General features: G+C 32.9%; 14 protein-coding genes and 2 tRNA genes. 12 read left to right on the top strand and 4 right to left on the bottom strand.

The features are described 5' to 3' along the window. Window positions 1-9: 9 nt before the first annotated feature. The 4 genes from EDB96_RS03910 (at window position 10) to EDB96_RS03925 (ending at window position 3,408) form a co-directional block, all read left to right on the top strand. Window positions 10-1,338 carry a sensor histidine kinase gene (locus EDB96_RS03910; RefSeq protein WP_243839304.1) on the top strand — a complete coding sequence of 443 codons (1,329 nt, stop codon included), beginning with the start codon at window positions 10-12 and terminating at the stop codon, window positions 1,336-1,338. 103 nt (window positions 1,339-1,441) lie between these two features. Continuing rightward, window positions 1,442-1,633 carry a hypothetical protein gene (locus EDB96_RS03915; protein ID WP_057117466.1) on the top strand — a complete coding sequence of 64 codons (192 nt, stop codon included), beginning with the start codon at window positions 1,442-1,444 and terminating at the stop codon, window positions 1,631-1,633. Window positions 1,634-1,795: 162 nt separating this feature from the next. Then, window positions 1,796-3,031: a metallophosphoesterase gene (locus EDB96_RS03920; RefSeq protein ID WP_134139341.1), complete on the top strand. Its 1,236-nt coding sequence runs from the start codon at window positions 1,796-1,798 to the stop codon at window positions 3,029-3,031. Between the two features lie 32 nt (window positions 3,032-3,063). Beyond that, window positions 3,064-3,408: a thioredoxin family protein gene (locus EDB96_RS03925; protein ID WP_262487377.1), complete on the top strand. Its 345-nt coding sequence runs from the start codon at window positions 3,064-3,066 to the stop codon at window positions 3,406-3,408. A 21-nt stretch (window positions 3,409-3,429) separates the two neighbouring features. Here the strand turns inward: EDB96_RS03925 and EDB96_RS03930 are convergent, their stop codons facing one another. After that, window positions 3,430-4,071, bottom strand: a complete 642-nt coding sequence (locus tag EDB96_RS03930) for a polysaccharide deacetylase family protein (protein ID WP_134139343.1) — start codon at window positions 4,069-4,071, stop codon at window positions 3,430-3,432. Window positions 4,072-4,169: 98 nt separating this feature from the next. Continuing rightward, a complete protein-coding gene (locus EDB96_RS03935; protein WP_134139345.1) occupies window positions 4,170-7,451 on the bottom strand; it encodes a DUF2723 domain-containing protein in 3,282 nt (1,093 codons plus the stop codon). Between the two features lie 245 nt (window positions 7,452-7,696). Here EDB96_RS03935 and EDB96_RS03940 point away from each other — a divergent pair. From EDB96_RS03940 to EDB96_RS03950, 3 genes are all read left to right on the top strand, one after another. Then, a tRNA-Gln gene (locus EDB96_RS03940) sits at window positions 7,697-7,767 on the top strand. A gap of 108 nt (window positions 7,768-7,875) precedes the next feature. Then, window positions 7,876-7,946: transfer RNA gene (locus tag EDB96_RS03945), tRNA-Gln, on the top strand. Window positions 7,947-8,169: 223 nt separating this feature from the next. Beyond that, window positions 8,170-8,352: a hypothetical protein gene (locus EDB96_RS03950; RefSeq protein WP_134139347.1), complete on the top strand. Its 183-nt coding sequence runs from the start codon at window positions 8,170-8,172 to the stop codon at window positions 8,350-8,352. A 95-nt stretch (window positions 8,353-8,447) separates the two neighbouring features. On the opposite strand, the gene EDB96_RS03955 is transcribed toward EDB96_RS03950, so the two are convergent. After that, window positions 8,448-9,272: a universal stress protein gene (locus EDB96_RS03955; RefSeq protein WP_134139349.1), complete on the bottom strand. Its 825-nt coding sequence runs from the start codon at window positions 9,270-9,272 to the stop codon at window positions 8,448-8,450. Between the two features lie 172 nt (window positions 9,273-9,444). Between EDB96_RS03955 and rimP the strand changes: the two genes are divergently transcribed. From rimP to EDB96_RS03975, 4 genes are all read left to right on the top strand, one after another. Beyond that, entirely contained in the window at window positions 9,445-9,909 is a 465-nt protein-coding gene (rimP, locus tag EDB96_RS03960) for a ribosome assembly cofactor RimP (RefSeq protein ID WP_057117677.1), read from the top strand. 19 nt (window positions 9,910-9,928) lie between these two features. Continuing rightward, window positions 9,929-11,182 carry a transcription termination factor NusA gene (gene nusA, locus EDB96_RS03965; RefSeq protein WP_057117460.1) on the top strand — a complete coding sequence of 418 codons (1,254 nt, stop codon included), beginning with the start codon at window positions 9,929-9,931 and terminating at the stop codon, window positions 11,180-11,182. Between the two features lie 57 nt (window positions 11,183-11,239). Beyond that, a complete protein-coding gene (gene infB, locus EDB96_RS03970; RefSeq protein WP_057117459.1) occupies window positions 11,240-14,116 on the top strand; it encodes a translation initiation factor IF-2 in 2,877 nt (958 codons plus the stop codon). 132 nt (window positions 14,117-14,248) lie between these two features. Next, window positions 14,249-14,758 (top strand): DUF4920 domain-containing protein, encoded by a 510-nt coding sequence (locus EDB96_RS03975; protein ID WP_134139350.1) that lies wholly within the window; start codon window positions 14,249-14,251, stop codon window positions 14,756-14,758. Window positions 14,759-14,949: 191 nt separating this feature from the next. On the opposite strand, the gene EDB96_RS03980 is transcribed toward EDB96_RS03975, so the two are convergent. After that, the gene (locus EDB96_RS03980) at window positions 14,950-15,339 is read right to left on the bottom strand and encodes an SPOR domain-containing protein (protein ID WP_134139351.1); all 390 of its coding nucleotides are present in this window, start codon (window positions 15,337-15,339) and stop codon (window positions 14,950-14,952) included. Between the two features lie 220 nt (window positions 15,340-15,559). Between EDB96_RS03980 and EDB96_RS03985 the strand changes: the two genes are divergently transcribed. Continuing rightward, window positions 15,560-16,891, top strand: a complete 1,332-nt coding sequence (locus EDB96_RS03985; protein WP_134139352.1) for a c-type cytochrome — start codon at window positions 15,560-15,562, stop codon at window positions 16,889-16,891. The last annotated feature ends 13 nt before the right edge of the window (window positions 16,892-16,904 follow it).

Here is a 16,904-nt window from a genome sequence, read left to right on the forward strand (position 1 = left end):
TCAATTTTTGTGAAGATAAAACATCAATTAGCTATTTTTAATGCACTGACAAGATTGTTGGTGATTTTGATTTTATGGCTGATGCTGCCTATTTTGGTAGAAAATGTAGTTTATCATCATATTAATAATAGTCTGCTGGAGAAAAAGAAGAAATTTATTGAACATTTGAACCAAGAAGAAATCAATGATTTTATAGAAAATCCAAATGATTCCACGGAGACTTTTTCAGAGTTTTCGACTCTTCACAGTGAGTTTTTAGTACTGTCCCGCGTGCCCATAAAACCACATCAGAAAAAAACAACTTTTAGCAATGATTATCGTGAAATTGAAGGTGAAGAAAATGAATACCGAATTTTGCAGCATCATTTTACTTATGAGGGCCAAGATTATCAACTGGAAATTGGGAGCAGCCTTAGTGAAGTAAATGATTTAACTTTTGTTATTCGATTCTTTATTATTGTGGTTTTTGTTGTAATACTCTTTATTACTTTTTTGGCTGATACGTTTTATATTGAATATCTTCTCAAACCTTTTTATAAAATCATTGATACAAAAATCAGACGGGTAAACGAACCAGATGCATTTGATCATACTCCTATAAAAGCTGGTTCAAGAGATTTCCGCGAACTTGATTTTGTTTTAAATCAAATGATGGATCGTATTTCAGAAGTTTTTAAAAAAGAAAAACAATTCATTTCTAATGTTTCGCACGAACTTCTAACGCCAATTGCACTGCTTAAAAACAAACTTGAAAACTTATTGCAGAACGAATCTTTAAATGACAACGCAGTCGATAAAATTGCAGGCTCATTAAAGACATTAGATATGCTAAAAAAAATCATCAATAATTTATTGCTTATTTCTAGAATAGATAACAATCAATATGAAGCAAATGAAGAAATTAATCTGCGTGAGGTAGTTCTGGATTTGCAAGAAGATTTAGAAGACCGTATTGATGACAAAGAAATTCAGTTTGTAAATCGAATGCAAAACGATTTTGTTTTTACAGGCAACAAAACCTTAATTCATATTCTTATTTATAATTTGGTTATAAATGCCATAAAATACAATAAGCCAAAAGGCAGTATTTTTATAGAAGACGGATTTGTTGACGAATATTATTTTATTTCGGTCAAAGATTCTGGAATTGGAATGGAAGAATCACAGCTGGAAAAAATATTCAGCAGATTTGCACGAATCAGCTCAGATCAAGAAGGACAAGGGTTAGGACTTCCAATTGCTCAAAGTATTGCTTCTTTTCACCGTGTTCAAATCAAGGTTGAATCTGTTTTAAACCAAGGAACTGTTTTTACGTTATTATTTGAAAAAGCTAATTAAAAGTTAAAATTTGTTGTAAGACTTTGTCTTCATTTTGTCTTCATTTTACGATTATATCTTTGACTTATTAAATAATGAAATAATAATCAAAAAAAATCAGATCATGAAAAAATTAGCAATTTTAGCAGTAGCAGTATTAGGAACATTTTCAATGGTAAATGCTCAAACAACTCCAGCGCCAGCAACTCAAACAAAAGAAGCAAAAGCTCCTAAACAAGATAAAAAAGCACACAAAAAAGCAAAAGGTGAGAAAAAAGCTGAAACTACAAAAGCAGAAGCACCAAAAGCAAAATAAAACGGCACTAATTGTCGTAGACTAAAATAGTTTTAAAAGGTTGGTAGATTAAAGCTGAAAGAGCCATCTTTCAGCTTTTTTATTTTTTAATAGCGTTAAATTTTTTATAATAAAAAGCTATAAAATTTCCATTCTTTGTTACTTTGCTTAAAACTATAACAAATGATTTTTCGTTTTGTAATTCTATGCGCTCTTTTCTTATTTATTGAGTTTTATTCGTATCAGGCTTTTCGAACTTTAATTAAAGTTAGATGGGCTTTAGTAAGTTACCAAGTTATAAGCTTACTGCTTTTAATTTTTATCATTTATTCTTTCACACAGTTTGATCGATCTGTTGGGCAAACCAAGCAGACCATGTTTACTATGGGTTTAATGCTCTTGGTTTATGTGCCAAAGATTGTGCTGACATTGGTAATGTTTGGAGAGGATATTTTTAGAATAGGAGCAAGTATATTGAATTACTTCATTTACAATACTCCAAGAAAAGAGATGATGCCAGATCGTAGAAAATTTGTGAGTCAAATTGCCTTAGGTCTTGCGGCAGTTCCTTTTTTGTCTTTGATTTATGGAATTTTTGAAGGTAAATATAATTTCAAAGTTTTTAAACAAACAATATTTTTTCCAGATCTTCCAGATGCTTTTGATGGTTTTAAAATCACTCAGATTTCAGATGTTCACAGCGGAAGCTTCGATAATCCAGAAAAAATAAATTATGCTATTGATTTGATCAATGCACAGGAATCAGATATGATTTTATTTACGGGAGATATTGTAAATACACATGCAAAAGAAATGCATCCTTGGCTGGAGACTTTTAACCGTATTAAAGATTATAAATATGGAAAGTTTTCGGTATTAGGAAATCATGATTACGGTGAATATGTGACATGGCCTTCTGAAAAAGAAAAAGACGAAAATTTTCAGCAGATTAAAAAATTATACGATCAAATCGGTTTTAAACTTTTACTAAACGAACATACTTATATTCAAAAAGGAGAGGATAAAATTGCTCTTATTGGTGTAGAAAACTGGGGCGTAAATTTTAAAAAAGCTGGAGATCTTAATAAAGCTTCGGATGGTGTCAATCAAGATGATTTTAAAGTTTTAATGAGCCATGATCCAAGTCATTGGGAGGCTGAAATTAAAAATCATCCAAAGAACTTTCACCTGACTCTTGCTGGACATACACATGGTATGCAGTTCGGAATTGAAATTCCAGGATATTTTAAATGGAGTCTGGCACAATATATTTATAAACAATGGGCAGGCTTGTACGAAAATGTTGGAAGATACGTTTATGTTAACCGTGGATTTGGTTTTCATGCTTATCCAGGACGAGTTGGTATTATGCCCGAAATAACGGTTATTGAACTAAAAAAAGGCCGTAATGTCGCTTAATTCGTTAAAAATGCTAAATTTGTATTATATTTATTTCTTTTTATAGATTTAAAAAACTTAAAATTTTTGGTTTTATGTCAAAATTTGGAGAACTAATAAATGCTCAAGTTCCAGTGTTAATTGATTTTTACACCGATTGGAATGAATCTTCTGTTTCTATGCATCCTGTGATTAAGGATGTTGCTGCAGCGCTTGGTGATAAAGCTAAAGTGATTAAAATTGATGTAGATAAAAATCAGGAATTAGCAGAAGCACTTCGTATTAAAGGACTTCCAACCTTAATGATTTATAAGGAGGGGCAAATGATTTGGAGACAGTCTGGAGAGCTTGATGCGAATACTATAATCGGAATTGTTCAAGAACAATTTAACGTCTAAAACTTTCTTTTTGATGTTGTCTTAGTGAATAATGTCAAATTTATATCCGTTTTCCTTTAAAAAATGAAGTGTTCGCGGTAAAGCAAATCTTAAATTTGGAGAAGCTTTAATACTGTCATGGAAAACAATCACACTGCCAGATTTTACGTTTTTTGTTACGTTTTCAAGGCATTTTTCAGGAGTGATGCTTTGATCAAAGTCAGCGCTCAAAACATCCCACATTACTATTTTATAGCCTAATTTTCTTAGCACTTTCGATTGCGCTTTTTTGATTTTTCCGTAAGGAGGACGAAATAGCAAACGATTAGGAGTTTTTTCTTGTTCGTCTAAAACCTCTGCGCAGTTTTTTACATTTTCAATATAATCATTGGTATGAATTTTCCATCCATTTACATGATTCATAGTATGATTTCCAATAGAATGCCCATCTGTAATCAGCTTTTCAAATAAGGCTAGATTGGCTTTAATGTTTTTTCCAATGCAGAAAAAAGTAGCTTTTGCATCAAATTTTTTTAATTCAGATAAAACCCAGTCAGTAATTTCTGGAGTAGGTCCGTCATCAAAAGTTAGGTATATTTTCTTTTCATTGTTAGGAATGTCCCAGCAATATTTAGAAAATACCCTTTTTATAAATGAATTTGTTTTTACCCAATAAAAGCTCATCTTGAATTGAATTTACATTGTACGTAAAATTAAAAAATGCAGCGCTATTTATCAAACAGCGCTGCATTTTTTTAATTGTTAAGATTTTCGTATATTATCTATTCTTTTTCGCGTCCAAAACGTTCAAAAACATTTACATAAGTATTAAATGTCGTTTTATGTTTGTTGTAAAAAGCAGTGTCTTTATTGTCCTGCATTACATGTAGCAAACTTCTGTAGCGTTCAATATCTGTAATGATGTCTACTGCTAAATCAGTTTGGTCAGAAGGAGTTAAGGTACTGTAATAGTTTAAATCCTCTTTGTACTTTTGAACCAATTTGTTTAAAAGGTCTTGTGCTTTTGCAGTTTCGCCAACTTTATAATAACCATCGGCAAAAGGTTCAACTAAAGAATAATAGCCAAATTTGTCTAAAGGCATTTTGGTTATAGCTAAATTAATGACTTTTTTAGCTTTGTCAATTTTACCCTCTTCAATAAGCTGGTTCATCAATCTTGAAAGATTCGTGCGATAAGTAATGCTGTTTCTTCTTGTTTCTGGGTCGTGGTAAATTTTTTCACTTTCGTTGTTACCCCAATCCCATTTCATTACAATATCATACATTTTATCTGCATCTATTTGTCCCATATCTAATGGACCTCCGTCTTTAGAAGGAGTATTTTTTACAGGAACCAATTTGTAAACCATTCCGTCTAACTGCAGATAATCTTTTAACCATAAATAATCTTCATCATCAAAAGCACCTCCGCTAAAATAAATCGGTCTTTTCCAATTGTTATTAGCTAAGATATCAAGCATCATTAATCGGTTTTTGTACAATGCACCTCCTTTAATATTAATGTCTAAATAAGGAACAATAGAATCATTGTATTTAGGATTAACCACTTTGTTTTTGATGATGGTATTTTTATCAACGTTCACTCTAATTTTGTTAGTTGGGTAGAAATGAATTGTTTGTCCATTTTGTAAACCAACAGTTGATTTAGGATTTTTGATAAAATCTATAAAATCATTAAGATTCCAGCGAGTGTCAATTTTTTGAATATAAGCAACATAATCCAGTTTATCTCCTACATATTGATCATGTGTAAAAGAAATAGGAAGCGCATTAGATTCATACGATTTGGCTTTCATTTGATCGATGTACCAATCAGTCATAAATAAACTTGTATTTACGATTTTGACGTCTGTCCTGAAATGCTCAATCTCCTGCGCATACCAAAGCGGGAATGTGTCGTTGTCTCCAATAGTAAATAAAATAGCGTCTTTATCGCAAGAACTTAAATAAGCCTTTGCCATTGCTAAAGCTGTATATCTGTTAGATCTGTCATGATCGTCCCAGTTTTGAGCAGCCATTAAAATAGGAGCAGCCAGTAAGCTTCCTGCAATAATAACTGGTCCTGCAATTTTTGGAGCCAGGTATTTTTGAATGCTTTCATAGAGCGAATAAACACCAAAACCAATCCAGATCGCAAAGACATAGAAGGAGCCAACAAGAGCATAATCTCTTTCGCGAGGTTCAAAAGGTCTTTCGTTCAAATATATTTTTAATGCAATTCCTGTAAATAAGAATAAAGCCAAAAGAACATAAAAGCTTTTTAGATCTTTATTTGCGTGGTACATTAAACCAATTAAACCTAAGATAAATGGAAGGAAATAATATACATTACGTCCTTTATTGTTTAATACGTCTGAAGGTAAATTGTCCTGTGATCCTAAATGAATAGAATCTAAAGGTTTAATACCGCTGATCCAGTTTCCGTCTAAATTATCATACTTACCTTGAACATCATTTTGACGTCCAACAAAATTCCACATCAAATATCTCCAGTACATATATCCAAATTGGTATTCGAACATAAAACCAAAATTGTCTGCTGTAGTTGGTTTTTCAATAATTAAATAGTCCTTGTAGCTTTGCAGGAATTTAACATAACCTTCGTTATCAATTTGTTTTTGAGCGTAAGCATGTCTAAATTCAGAAACAGTTTTTTCAACTTCATTGCGTAATTGAGCAGTAGCCTTATTGTATTCATCTTCGCTCAACTGGCTTGGGTCAATTCCGTATTTAGCTAAATCCTCTTCATAATCATAATTAGGGTTGATTTTGAATTTCGGAGGATTTGTAAAGTTGATATAATTTTGAATGTGAGGGGTATCTGTACTCCACATTCTAGGCAGAATTGTTTTCTGATTGTCATCAGAATTTTGCTCTGCGTTTTTATAATTGTTGGTAATAATATATTTACCAGTTTTATAATCTCTTTCGTAGTTAGGTTTTTTATCTAAATAAGGTGTTTTAGCATCAAGTCCAGAAAAAACTTCAGTATACTGAGGCCCATAAAACAAAGGATTTACACCATATTGTTCACGATTATAATACGCTAAAACCTCAATAGCATCTGAAGGTTTGTTTTCATTGATAACCGTATTAGCATTCGCACGAACAGGAAGCATCATCCAAGTAGAGAAACCAATCAGGATGAATAAAATACATAATATTATAGTGTTGTAAAATATTAAGCCTTTTTGTTTGGTAAATTTTAATCCAAAATAAAAGAAAGCGATAAATAACAACGCTACAAATATGGTTCCTGAATTAAAAGGAAGTCCCATGCTGTTTACCATAAAGATTTCGGTTTTTCCGAAAAAAGCCATGGTTAATGGAAGAAGTAATTTGAAAATAAATAATAAGATTCCAATAACAACAACATTAGCAATTAGAAAGTTCTTAATAGTAACTTTTTCATAGTGTTTGAAATAGTATAAAAATCCGATAGAAGGAATAGTTAGAAGAGCCATAAAGTGAACTCCAAACGAAAGTCCGACAACTAAAGAAATAATTAAAAGCCATTTATTTCCTTTTGGTTTGTCCATGTCTTGTTCCCAGCGTAAGCCAAGCCAAAAAAGCAATGCAATTAATAAAGATGCCATAGCATAAACCTCGGCTTCTACTGCATTAAACCAAAAACTGTCAGAAAAAGTATAAGCTAAAGCTCCAACAAAAGAGCTTCCCAAAATAACAATCGAATTATTTTGATCAATCTCGGCAAAACGAGCTACAATCTTTTTTAAGATCATAGATGAAGACCAAAACATAAATAATATAGTGAAAGCGCTAGAAAAAACAGACATCATGTTAACCATTAGAGCTACATGCTGGGCATCAATCGCAAACATTGCAAAAAATGCACCCATCATTTGAAAAAGAGGAGCTCCCGGTGGGTGGCCTACTTCAAGTTTGGCAGCGGTAGCGATATATTCTCCGCAATCCCAAAAGCTCATTGTAGGTTCAACTGTTAAAGTGTAAGTAATTAAAGCGATTGCAAATGCAAACCAACCAATAATTGTATTCCATTTATTGAAATTGAATTGTGCCATATTTAGGTGTTAAAAATTTGAATGTTTTCTATCCTACAAAGAAAATGTTTTTTTGTGTAAAGAAACGAGCATTAACAAAAAATTCTACAAAACTATCTCCAAAAAGTAATGCATTGTATATTAAGTGTTTCTGTAGTTATAGGGGATTTTTAAATTAAAAAAAGCAAAAAAAATCATTTTTTTTGCTCGAAAAGTTTGCACAAACTAAATAAAGCCTTAAATTTGCACTCGCTTAACAGCACTGCTGGTCTATGGTGTAATGGTAACACAACTGTTTTTGGTGCAGTCTTTCTAGGTTCGAGTCCTAGTAGACCAACATAAAGCCTCTCAGAAATGAGAGGCTTTTTTTTATGCAAAAAAAATACCTTAAAAATTTGCATAAACTAAATAAAGTTCTAATTTTGCACCCGCTTAACAGCGCTGCTGGTCTATGGTGTAATGGTAACACAACTGTTTTTGGTGCAGTCTTTCTAGGTTCGAGTCCTAGTAGACCAACATAAAGCCTCTCAGAAATGAGAGGCTTTTTTTATGCTGTAAATTTTAGTCCACGATTGTACTTGTAAAATCGGGGTTTTGATCAGGTTAAATGTCATTTTTTGATTAATAAATTATTTTTATATGTCTGTATATTAGTATTTTACATATATTTGATGTCACAAAAAAAATACTGCAGTGTTTTTTGTTCTTAACTGATTTAATAATTTAATTGATTGAAATTATGGACAATTTAAAAAAATTGAATTTTACAGAGTTAAATCCTTCTGAGATGAAATTAGTGCAAGGGGGAGGCTGGGTTGATGATGTGGTAAAAATAGTAGACTTTTTAGGTGGTAATCTCGATGCGGCTGCGGCGTATCTTGGTATTACTGTAGAAGAGATACGTAGGTTGTTAGGGTTGTAATATGTATTGAAGATTATGTTACAAGTCTTTAATTCTTAATTTGTTGTAAAAAAAAAGCTTCTCATTTGAGAAGCTTTTTATGTTGTGATTATTATTTAAATCTTTAAGGTAATTACAGGTTTTACAGCGTGATTGACTAATCCTTCGCTTATGCTTCCGTTAAAAAAGTGTGCAAAACCAGTCCTGCCATGAGTGCACATTCCTATTATGTCAGCGTTTATTTTGTTAGAGAAATTAATAATTCCTTTTTCAATATTGGTGTCATTGTAGGTTTGAGCTGTGTAATTGGTGATGCTAAACTGATCTACAAATTCATTAATGGCTTTCTCGGCAACGTGTGTAGGTTTAAAGCTGTTAGGAGTGCATATGTTTACAAGGTGTATTTTTGAGTCAAAGAATTTTGCAAAATTTAAAAGTTTTTCAAAAGGTTTTTTTGCTTCTTCTGAAAAATCAGAAGCGAAAACAATGTTAGTAGCATTAAAATTCGAAATATTTTCCTTGATAACTAGAACGGGTATTTCTGAATTTCGAACAACTTTTTCAGTATTAGATCCAATTAATAATTCTTCGACACCAGAAGAACCGTGTGAGCCCATTACGATTAAATCTACATCATGATCTTTGCTGATTTGAATGATACCGTGTATTGGTTTGTCCATTTTTACGATTTCGGTAACCTCTAATCCGTCCAGATAAGGCCTTGCAGAAACTTCGTCCAGCATTTCATTTGCTTTTTTCATAAAAAGCATACTTTCGGGAATGCTGATTCCGCCCAGAATGGCGTCGTTTGCTTGATGTGGTAATTCAAGCATGTGCAAAATAATGATCTCAGAATTGTTTCTTTTGGCAATTTGAGCAGCGACTTTTAAGGCGTCTTCTGCATGTTCTGAAAAATCGGTAGGTACTAAAATTCGTTTCATAGTTTTGAGGTTAATTGTATGAATAATTCAGTATTTAATGCTTATATAAAGATAAGAAATATTTTTAGAGCAATCTATTTATTTGATTTATAAAAAAATCACTATATTTGCACTGTTATTTATTAAAATCTAAATAATGAGGGGACTAAATGTCCCCTCTTTTTATAAAATTATGACATTTAAAGAAAAAGTAAACGGATTAATTACGGAAGCTCTTCTGGAAAAACCATCTATCTTTTTGATTGATTTGGCAGTTTCGGATTCTTTTAAAATTAGTGTTGGTTTAGACGGTGATAATGGAGTGGCACTGCAGGATTGCATCGATATTAGTCGTGCAATAGAGAATAATCTGGATCGTGAAGAGCAGGATTTTTCGCTTGAAGTAGCATCAGTTGGAGTAGGGTCGCCTTTAAAATTAATAAGACAATACAAGAAAAATATTGGTAGAACGCTGATTGTTACTACAAATACTGAAAAAATCGAGGCAGAATTGATAGAAGCTAATGATGTTTTTATAATTTTGTCTTGGAAAGCAAGAGAACCGAAAAAAGTAGGAAAAGGAAAAGAAACAGTTCAAAAAGAGCAACAAATACCTTATACAGAAATTAAAGAGGCAGTTGTTACGGTAACATTTTAATTTTAATTAAAAAATTCGCATGGAAAATTTAGCATTAATCGATTCATTCTCAGAGTTTAAAGATAATAAACTTATTGATCGTGTAACGCTTATGGCAATTTTAGAGGACGTATTTAGAAATGCATTAAAGAAAAAATACGGTTCAGATGAAAATTTCGATATCATTATAAATCCTGATAAAGGGGATATGGAAATTTGGAGAAGAAGAGTAATTGTTGCCGATGAGGATCTTGATTTTGAAAATGAGGAGATTACATTGACTGAAGCAAGAAAAATTGAAGCGGATTTTGAAATTGGAGAAGAGGTTTCTGAAGAAGTAAAATTGATTGATTTAGGAAGAAGAGCTATCTTAGCGCTTCGCCAAAATCTAATATCTAAAATTCATGAGCACGATAATACAAATCTTTACAAACAATTTAAAGATATTATCGGTGATATTTATACAGCAGAAGTACATCACGTACGTCCTAGAGTAGTTATTTTGGTTGATGACGAAGGAAATGAAATTGTTCTTCCAAAAGAAAAACAAATTCCATCTGACTTTTTCCGTAAAGGAGATAATGTTCGCGGTATTATTGAAAGCGTTGAATTAAAAGGAAATAAACCTCAAATTATTATGTCTAGAACTTCAGAAAAGTTCTTAGAAAAATTATTTGAACAAGAAATTCCAGAAGTTTTCGACGGTTTAATTACAGTGAAAAATGTAGTTCGTATTCCTGGAGAAAAAGCAAAAGTAGCTGTTGATTCTTATGATGATAGAATTGATCCAGTAGGTGCTTGTGTGGGAATGAAAGGTTCTCGTATTCATGGAATTGTTCGTGAATTAGGAAATGAAAATATTGATGTAATCAATTATACAAACAACATTCAATTGTTTATTACAAGAGCATTAAGCCCTGCAAAAGTTTCTTCTATCAAAATTGATGAAGATAACAAAAGAGCTGAAGTATTCTTGAAATTAGAAGAGGTTTCTAAAGCAATTGGTAGAGGTGGTCACAATATCAAATTAGCTGGTCAATTAACTGGTTATGAATTAGATGTTATTCGTGAAGGAGATGTTGCCGGTACTGTTGCAGATGAGGATGATGTTGAATTAACAGAATTTTCAGATGAAATCGAAGAATGGGTAATTGAAGAGTTTGCTAAAATAGGTTTAGATACTGCAAAAAGTATCTTGAAACATGAAGTAGAAGATTTAGTAAGAAGAACAGATTTAGAAGAGGAAACAATTCTAGATGTTATGAAAATACTAAAAGAAGAGTTTGACAGCTAAGAGATAGCTGATTCTGCTCTAACAACACAACGAAAAAGGTAATAATAAAAAGGTTATATGTCTGAAGAGAGAGTAATAAGAATAAATAAGGTTTTAAGGGAATTAAATATTTCGTTAGAAAGAGCTGTAGATTATCTAAAAGATAAGGGAATTGCTATTGATGCAAATCCTAATGCAAAAATTTCTGATAGTGAATTTAATATCCTTCAAAGTCAATTTGCGGGCGATAAGGGGAATAAGGAGGCTTCAAAAGAGGTTGGAGAAGAGAAAAGAAAAGAGAAAGAAGCATTGCGTGTAGAACGTGAAAAAGAAATTGAAGACAAACGCAGACAAGAAGAAGAGCGTCAAAAACAGCAAGAAATAATAAAAGCTAGAGCTGTTGTTTCAGGACCTGTACAAGTTGGTAAAATCGACTTGAATCCAAAAAAACCTGCAATTACTCCTTCTGAAGAAACAACTAAGGTTGAAGAACCAAAAGCAGTTGTTACACCTGTGCAGTCAGAAAAACCAGTTCAAAATGAAACTGTAAAATCTGAACCAGTAGTATCACAGCCGGTTTCGGAAACAAAAAAGGTTGAAAAACCTATTATTACTGAGAAAAAAGAAGTGAAATCAGAATCTAAAGCTGCGCAGGAGCCAATCGTATCGACTGATCCAGCAACTTCAGAGGAAACGATCACTACTCAATATCAAAAGCTTTCAGGAACAACTCTTACAGGGCAGACAATTGACTTGTCTCAATTTAATAAGCCTAAGAAAAAGAAAGAAGATCCTAAAGCGGCTCAGAATAAACCAGGTACTCCTGGGGCTGGTGGTAATAACGCAAATAAAAATAAGCGTAAAAGAATTGCTCCTAAACCTGGAACTCCTGGAGCGCCAAAACCTGCAACGGGTAATAACGCACCTGGAACTCCAAATCCAAATAAAATTACGCCAAATAATAATGGTGGAGGTTTTAATGCTAACAGAAGTGCTAGACCTGGTTTCGTAAAAGGAAATCGTCCTGCGATTGTAGCTAAAGTTGAGCCAACAGAAGAAGAAGTAAAAAACCAAATTAGAGAAACTCTTGAAAAACTTCAAGGTAAAGGAGGAAAATCTAAAGCGGCAAAATATAGAAGAGACAAGAGAGAAACACACCGTCAGAAATCTGATGATGAGCAGAGAGCACTTGACGAAGGAAGTAAAACTATTAAGGTTACGGAATTTGTTACTGTAGGTGAAATTGCAATCATGATGGATGTGCCGATTACAAAAGTAATTGGAACTTGTATGTCTCTTGGAATCATGGTAACCATGAATCAGCGTTTAGATGCTGAAACATTAACTATCGTTGCAGATGAGTTTGGTTACGATGTAGAATTTATTACAGTAGATATCGAAGAAGCGATTGAAGTTGTAGAAGATAAAGAAGAAGATTTAGTAACAAGAGCGCCAATTGTTACAGTAATGGGTCACGTTGACCATGGTAAAACATCTTTACTGGATTATATTCGTAAAGAAAATGTTATAGCGGGTGAATCTGGAGGTATTACACAGCACATTGGAGCATATGGAGTTACTTTAGATAATGGACAAAAAATAGCTTTCTTAGATACTCCTGGTCACGAGGCGTTTACCGCAATGCGTGCACGTGGAGCTCAAGTTACAGATATCGCTATTATTGTAATTGCTGCGGATGATGATATCATGCCGCAAACTAAAGAGGCAATCAGCCACGCTCAAGCGGCTAATGTGCCAATTATATTTGCGATCAACAAAGTGGATAAGCCAAATGCTAACCCTGATAAAATTAAAGAAAGATTGGCAGGTATGAATTTACTTGTTGAAGACTGGGGAGGAAAAATCCAATCTCATGATATTTCTGCAAAAACAGGATTAGGAGTAAAAGAATTACTTGAAAAAGTTTTATTAGAAGCTGAAATCTTAGATTTAAAATCGAATCCAAATAAAGCGGCTCAGGGAACTGTAGTTGAAGCTTTCTTAGATAAAGGAAAAGGATATGTTTCTACAATTTTAGTTCAACACGGAACTTTGAAAATTGGAGATTACATGTTGGCTGGAAAACATCATGGTAAAGTTAAAGCGATGCATGATGAAAGAGGGCATACTGTTTTACAAGCAGGACCTTCAACACCAGTTTCTGTTTTAGGTTTGGATGGAGCTGCTACTGCGGGAGATAAGTTCAATGTATTTGAAGATGAAAAAGAAGCAAAACAAATTGCATCTAAACGTTCTCAATTAATGCGTGAACAATCTGTACGTACACAAAGACATATTACACTTGATGAAATTGGTCGTCGTATTGCTCTTGGTCAGTTTAAAGAATTAAATGTTATCCTTAAAGGAGACGTTGATGGATCTGTTGAAGCATTATCAGATTCGTTCTCTAAACTTTCTACAGAAGAAGTTCAAATTAATATCATTCATAAAGGTGTTGGTGCAATTACAGAAACTGACGTTAACTTAGCTTCTGCATCTGATGCAATTATTATTGGATTTAACGTTCGTCCTGCAGGAAATGCTAGACAGCTTGCTGATAAGGAAGAAATCGATATCCGTTATTATTCTATTATTTATGCTGCTATCGATGACTTGAAAGATGCAATGGAAGGAATGTTGGCACCAGAGATGAAAGAAGAAGTTTTAGGAACTGCGGAAATCCGTGAGATTTTCAAAATTTCTAAAGTAGGTTCAATTGCAGGTTGTATGGTAACAGATGGTAAAATCTTGAGAAGCTCTAAAATTAGAGTTATTAGAGATGGAGTTGTAGTTCATACAGGTGAATTAGTTGCTTTAAAACGATTCAAAGATGATGTTAAAGAAGTAAGTAAAGGTTATGATTGTGGTATTCAAATAAAAGGATTTAATGACATTGAAATCAACGATGTAATTGAAGCTTACCATGAAGTAGCTATTAAAAAGAAATTGAAATAATATTCAATAAATTATATGTAAAGTCCCAATGCAAATTGGGACTTTTTTTTATGGTTATGTTTAATTGCTGGCTTATTTTTTTATGAATTAATGTGTAATTTAGTTGAATCAATTTTATAAAACTTATTGAATATGAAACTAAGAATATGTACAATTGTTTTGTTAATTAGTTTTTCTTCTTTATGCTTTTCACAGGAAGCTGTAGAGAAAGCTGCGCCTCCTGCTGGTAATGCATTAGTTGGAGATTACTATGGATCAGATGTTTCAAATGGTTCAGTTAATAAGGCGGTTTCGGTTGAGAAATTAGAGAAAGATTTAAAGATTACTAACAAAATCGAAAATGTAGCTGTAAAAGGCGAAGTGACGGATGTCTGTCCAAAGAAAGGATGTTGGTTGAGTCTTAAGACTGAAGATGGATCTGTTTTCTTTGTTAAAATGAAAGATTATGCTTTTTTTGTTCCTACAGCACTAAGAGGTAAAAATGTAGTTTTAGAAGGTGTTGCTGAGAAAAAAGTTACTTCTGTGGAAGAATTGAAACATTATGCAAAGGATGCTAAAAAGACAAAAGATGAAATAGATGCGATCAAGTCACCAAAAGAGGAAATAAGATTTTTAGCGAATGGAATTAAAGTAGTAAATTAATTGTTACTGCGATTCAAGTATTAAAATTTTGATATAAAGCTGATTTAATGAAAGTTTGTGCAATATTGTTTCAGTCTATAATTAAAAGGATGTTTTGTTTTAAAATGATTGTTTTTACTTGTGTTTAATGAATTGTAGTCACTATTGAGAATATAAAAAAAGCGAGATATTTATCTCGCTTTTTTAGTGTCTTATTTTCCAGGTTTGAGTAAGAAAACGCTTTTGTATCTTTTTTTAATTTCAACTAAATTTCTTTCAGCTTCTATTCTGGTTTTAAAGTTTCCTACAATTACTTTGTAATTTGGAGTGCTAAATATAATTGTTCCGTCAATGTTTGAATTTTCTCTTTTAAAATCCGACAGTGTTTTTTTTGCTTCATCGCTTTTCCCGCTGAAGATTTGGATTCGATAAGTATCGTTTGTATTTATTGACGTGTTAATTTTACGTTTGTCATTTAACAATTGCTCAAATTTAGGATCTTGATTCAATGTTAAATTTTGGTCTTGTGCGTTAATGTTATGCGCAAAAGCAATCGTTGTAATTGTTAATAAAAGGCTTTTTGAAGGACTTAAAATTCTCATAATGTGATGGTTTTTATGCAAAAATACTATTTAAAGTTTGAGTGTAAAATTTTAATATTATTTAGAATTGATATAAATTGATATTTAAGGGTATTTTAAGGTTTTGAGAATAGTTCATAAGTCGTATTTTTGTGCAAGTTTTAAAAGAGGGTGTGTGTTTTTACTGAATCTAATACAGAAAAAATCATACCAAAAATTAGTAGACAATTATTTATACTATATGAAAAAGGTGGGTAACCATAATTCGATCTCAAGAAAATTGCTGTTTGGCTTATCGCTGACGTTAATTTTCTCCCTAACTTCATTTGCTCAAGATGCTGCTGCTCCGGCGGCGCCTGAAGCTGCGGCTGCTGCTCCTGCTGCAGGTGGCGGTGATCCAGTAAAAGGGAAGGAACTTTTTAATGCAAATTGCGCTGCATGTCACAAATTAGATGCTAAATCAACTGGTCCTGCTTTAAGAGGGGTAGCTGCTAAGCATGATATGGCTTGGATTTACAAGTGGGTGCATAACAGTTCTGACATGATTAAGTCAGGTGATCCTGTTGCTGTTAAACTTTTTGAGGAAAATAACAAAGCTGTTATGACTTCGTTTCCTCAATTGTCTGAAGGAGATATTGATAATATTATAGCCTATACTTCTGAAGTAAAAGCTGAGCCTGCAAAGGCTCCTGGGGCTGCAACGCCTCCTGGTACTGATGTTCAAGGCGGTGGAATTTCAAATAACATTATTTTAGGAGCTCTTGCTCTTGTAATGGCTATTTTAGTTGTGATGTTGTTCATGGTGAACAAGGTTCTAACTAAAGTTGCAAATAAAAATGGTATTGAAGTTGCGCCAAAAGAAGCTAGAACTCCAATCTGGAAAGCTTTCGTTAAAAATCAATTTTTGGTTTTAGTGACTTCTATCTTTTTGCTTTTGGCAAGTGGTTATTTTGTATACGGATACTTGATGCAAGTAGGTGTAGATCAGAATTATGAGCCAATTCAGCCAATTCACTATTCTCACAAAATTCACGCTGGTGATAACGAAATCAATTGTAAATATTGCCACTCTGCTTCTCGTGTAAGTAAAACAGCTGGAATTCCTTCATTGAATGTTTGTATGAACTGTCATAAAAATATTTCTGAGGTTGCTGAAACAACTGCTACTCCTGAGTACAGTAAAGCTTTCTATGATGCGCAGATTCAAAAATTATATGATGCTGTTGGATGGGATAAGACTAAACAGGCTTATACTGGAAAAACTCAACCTGTAAAATGGGTTCGTATTCATAATCTTCCTGATTTTGTTTACTTCAATCACTCACAACACGTTTCTGTTGCTGGAATTGAATGTCAAACTTGTCACGGACCAGTTCAAGAATTTGAAATCATGAAGCAATACTCTAAATTAACAATGGGATGGTGTGTGGATTGCCACAGAAAAACTGATGTTAAGATGGAAGGTAACGCTTACTATGATAAGATTCACGCTGAACTTTCTAAAAAATACGGTGTAGAGAAATTAACTGCAGCGCAAATGGGAGGTTTAGAATGCGGTAAATGCCACTATTAATCGATTTATTAAG

Origin of the sequence: Flavobacterium sp. S87F.05.LMB.W.Kidney.N (assembly GCF_004366435.1) — a bacterium.
Lineage (GTDB): Bacteria > Bacteroidota > Bacteroidia > Flavobacteriales > Flavobacteriaceae > Flavobacterium.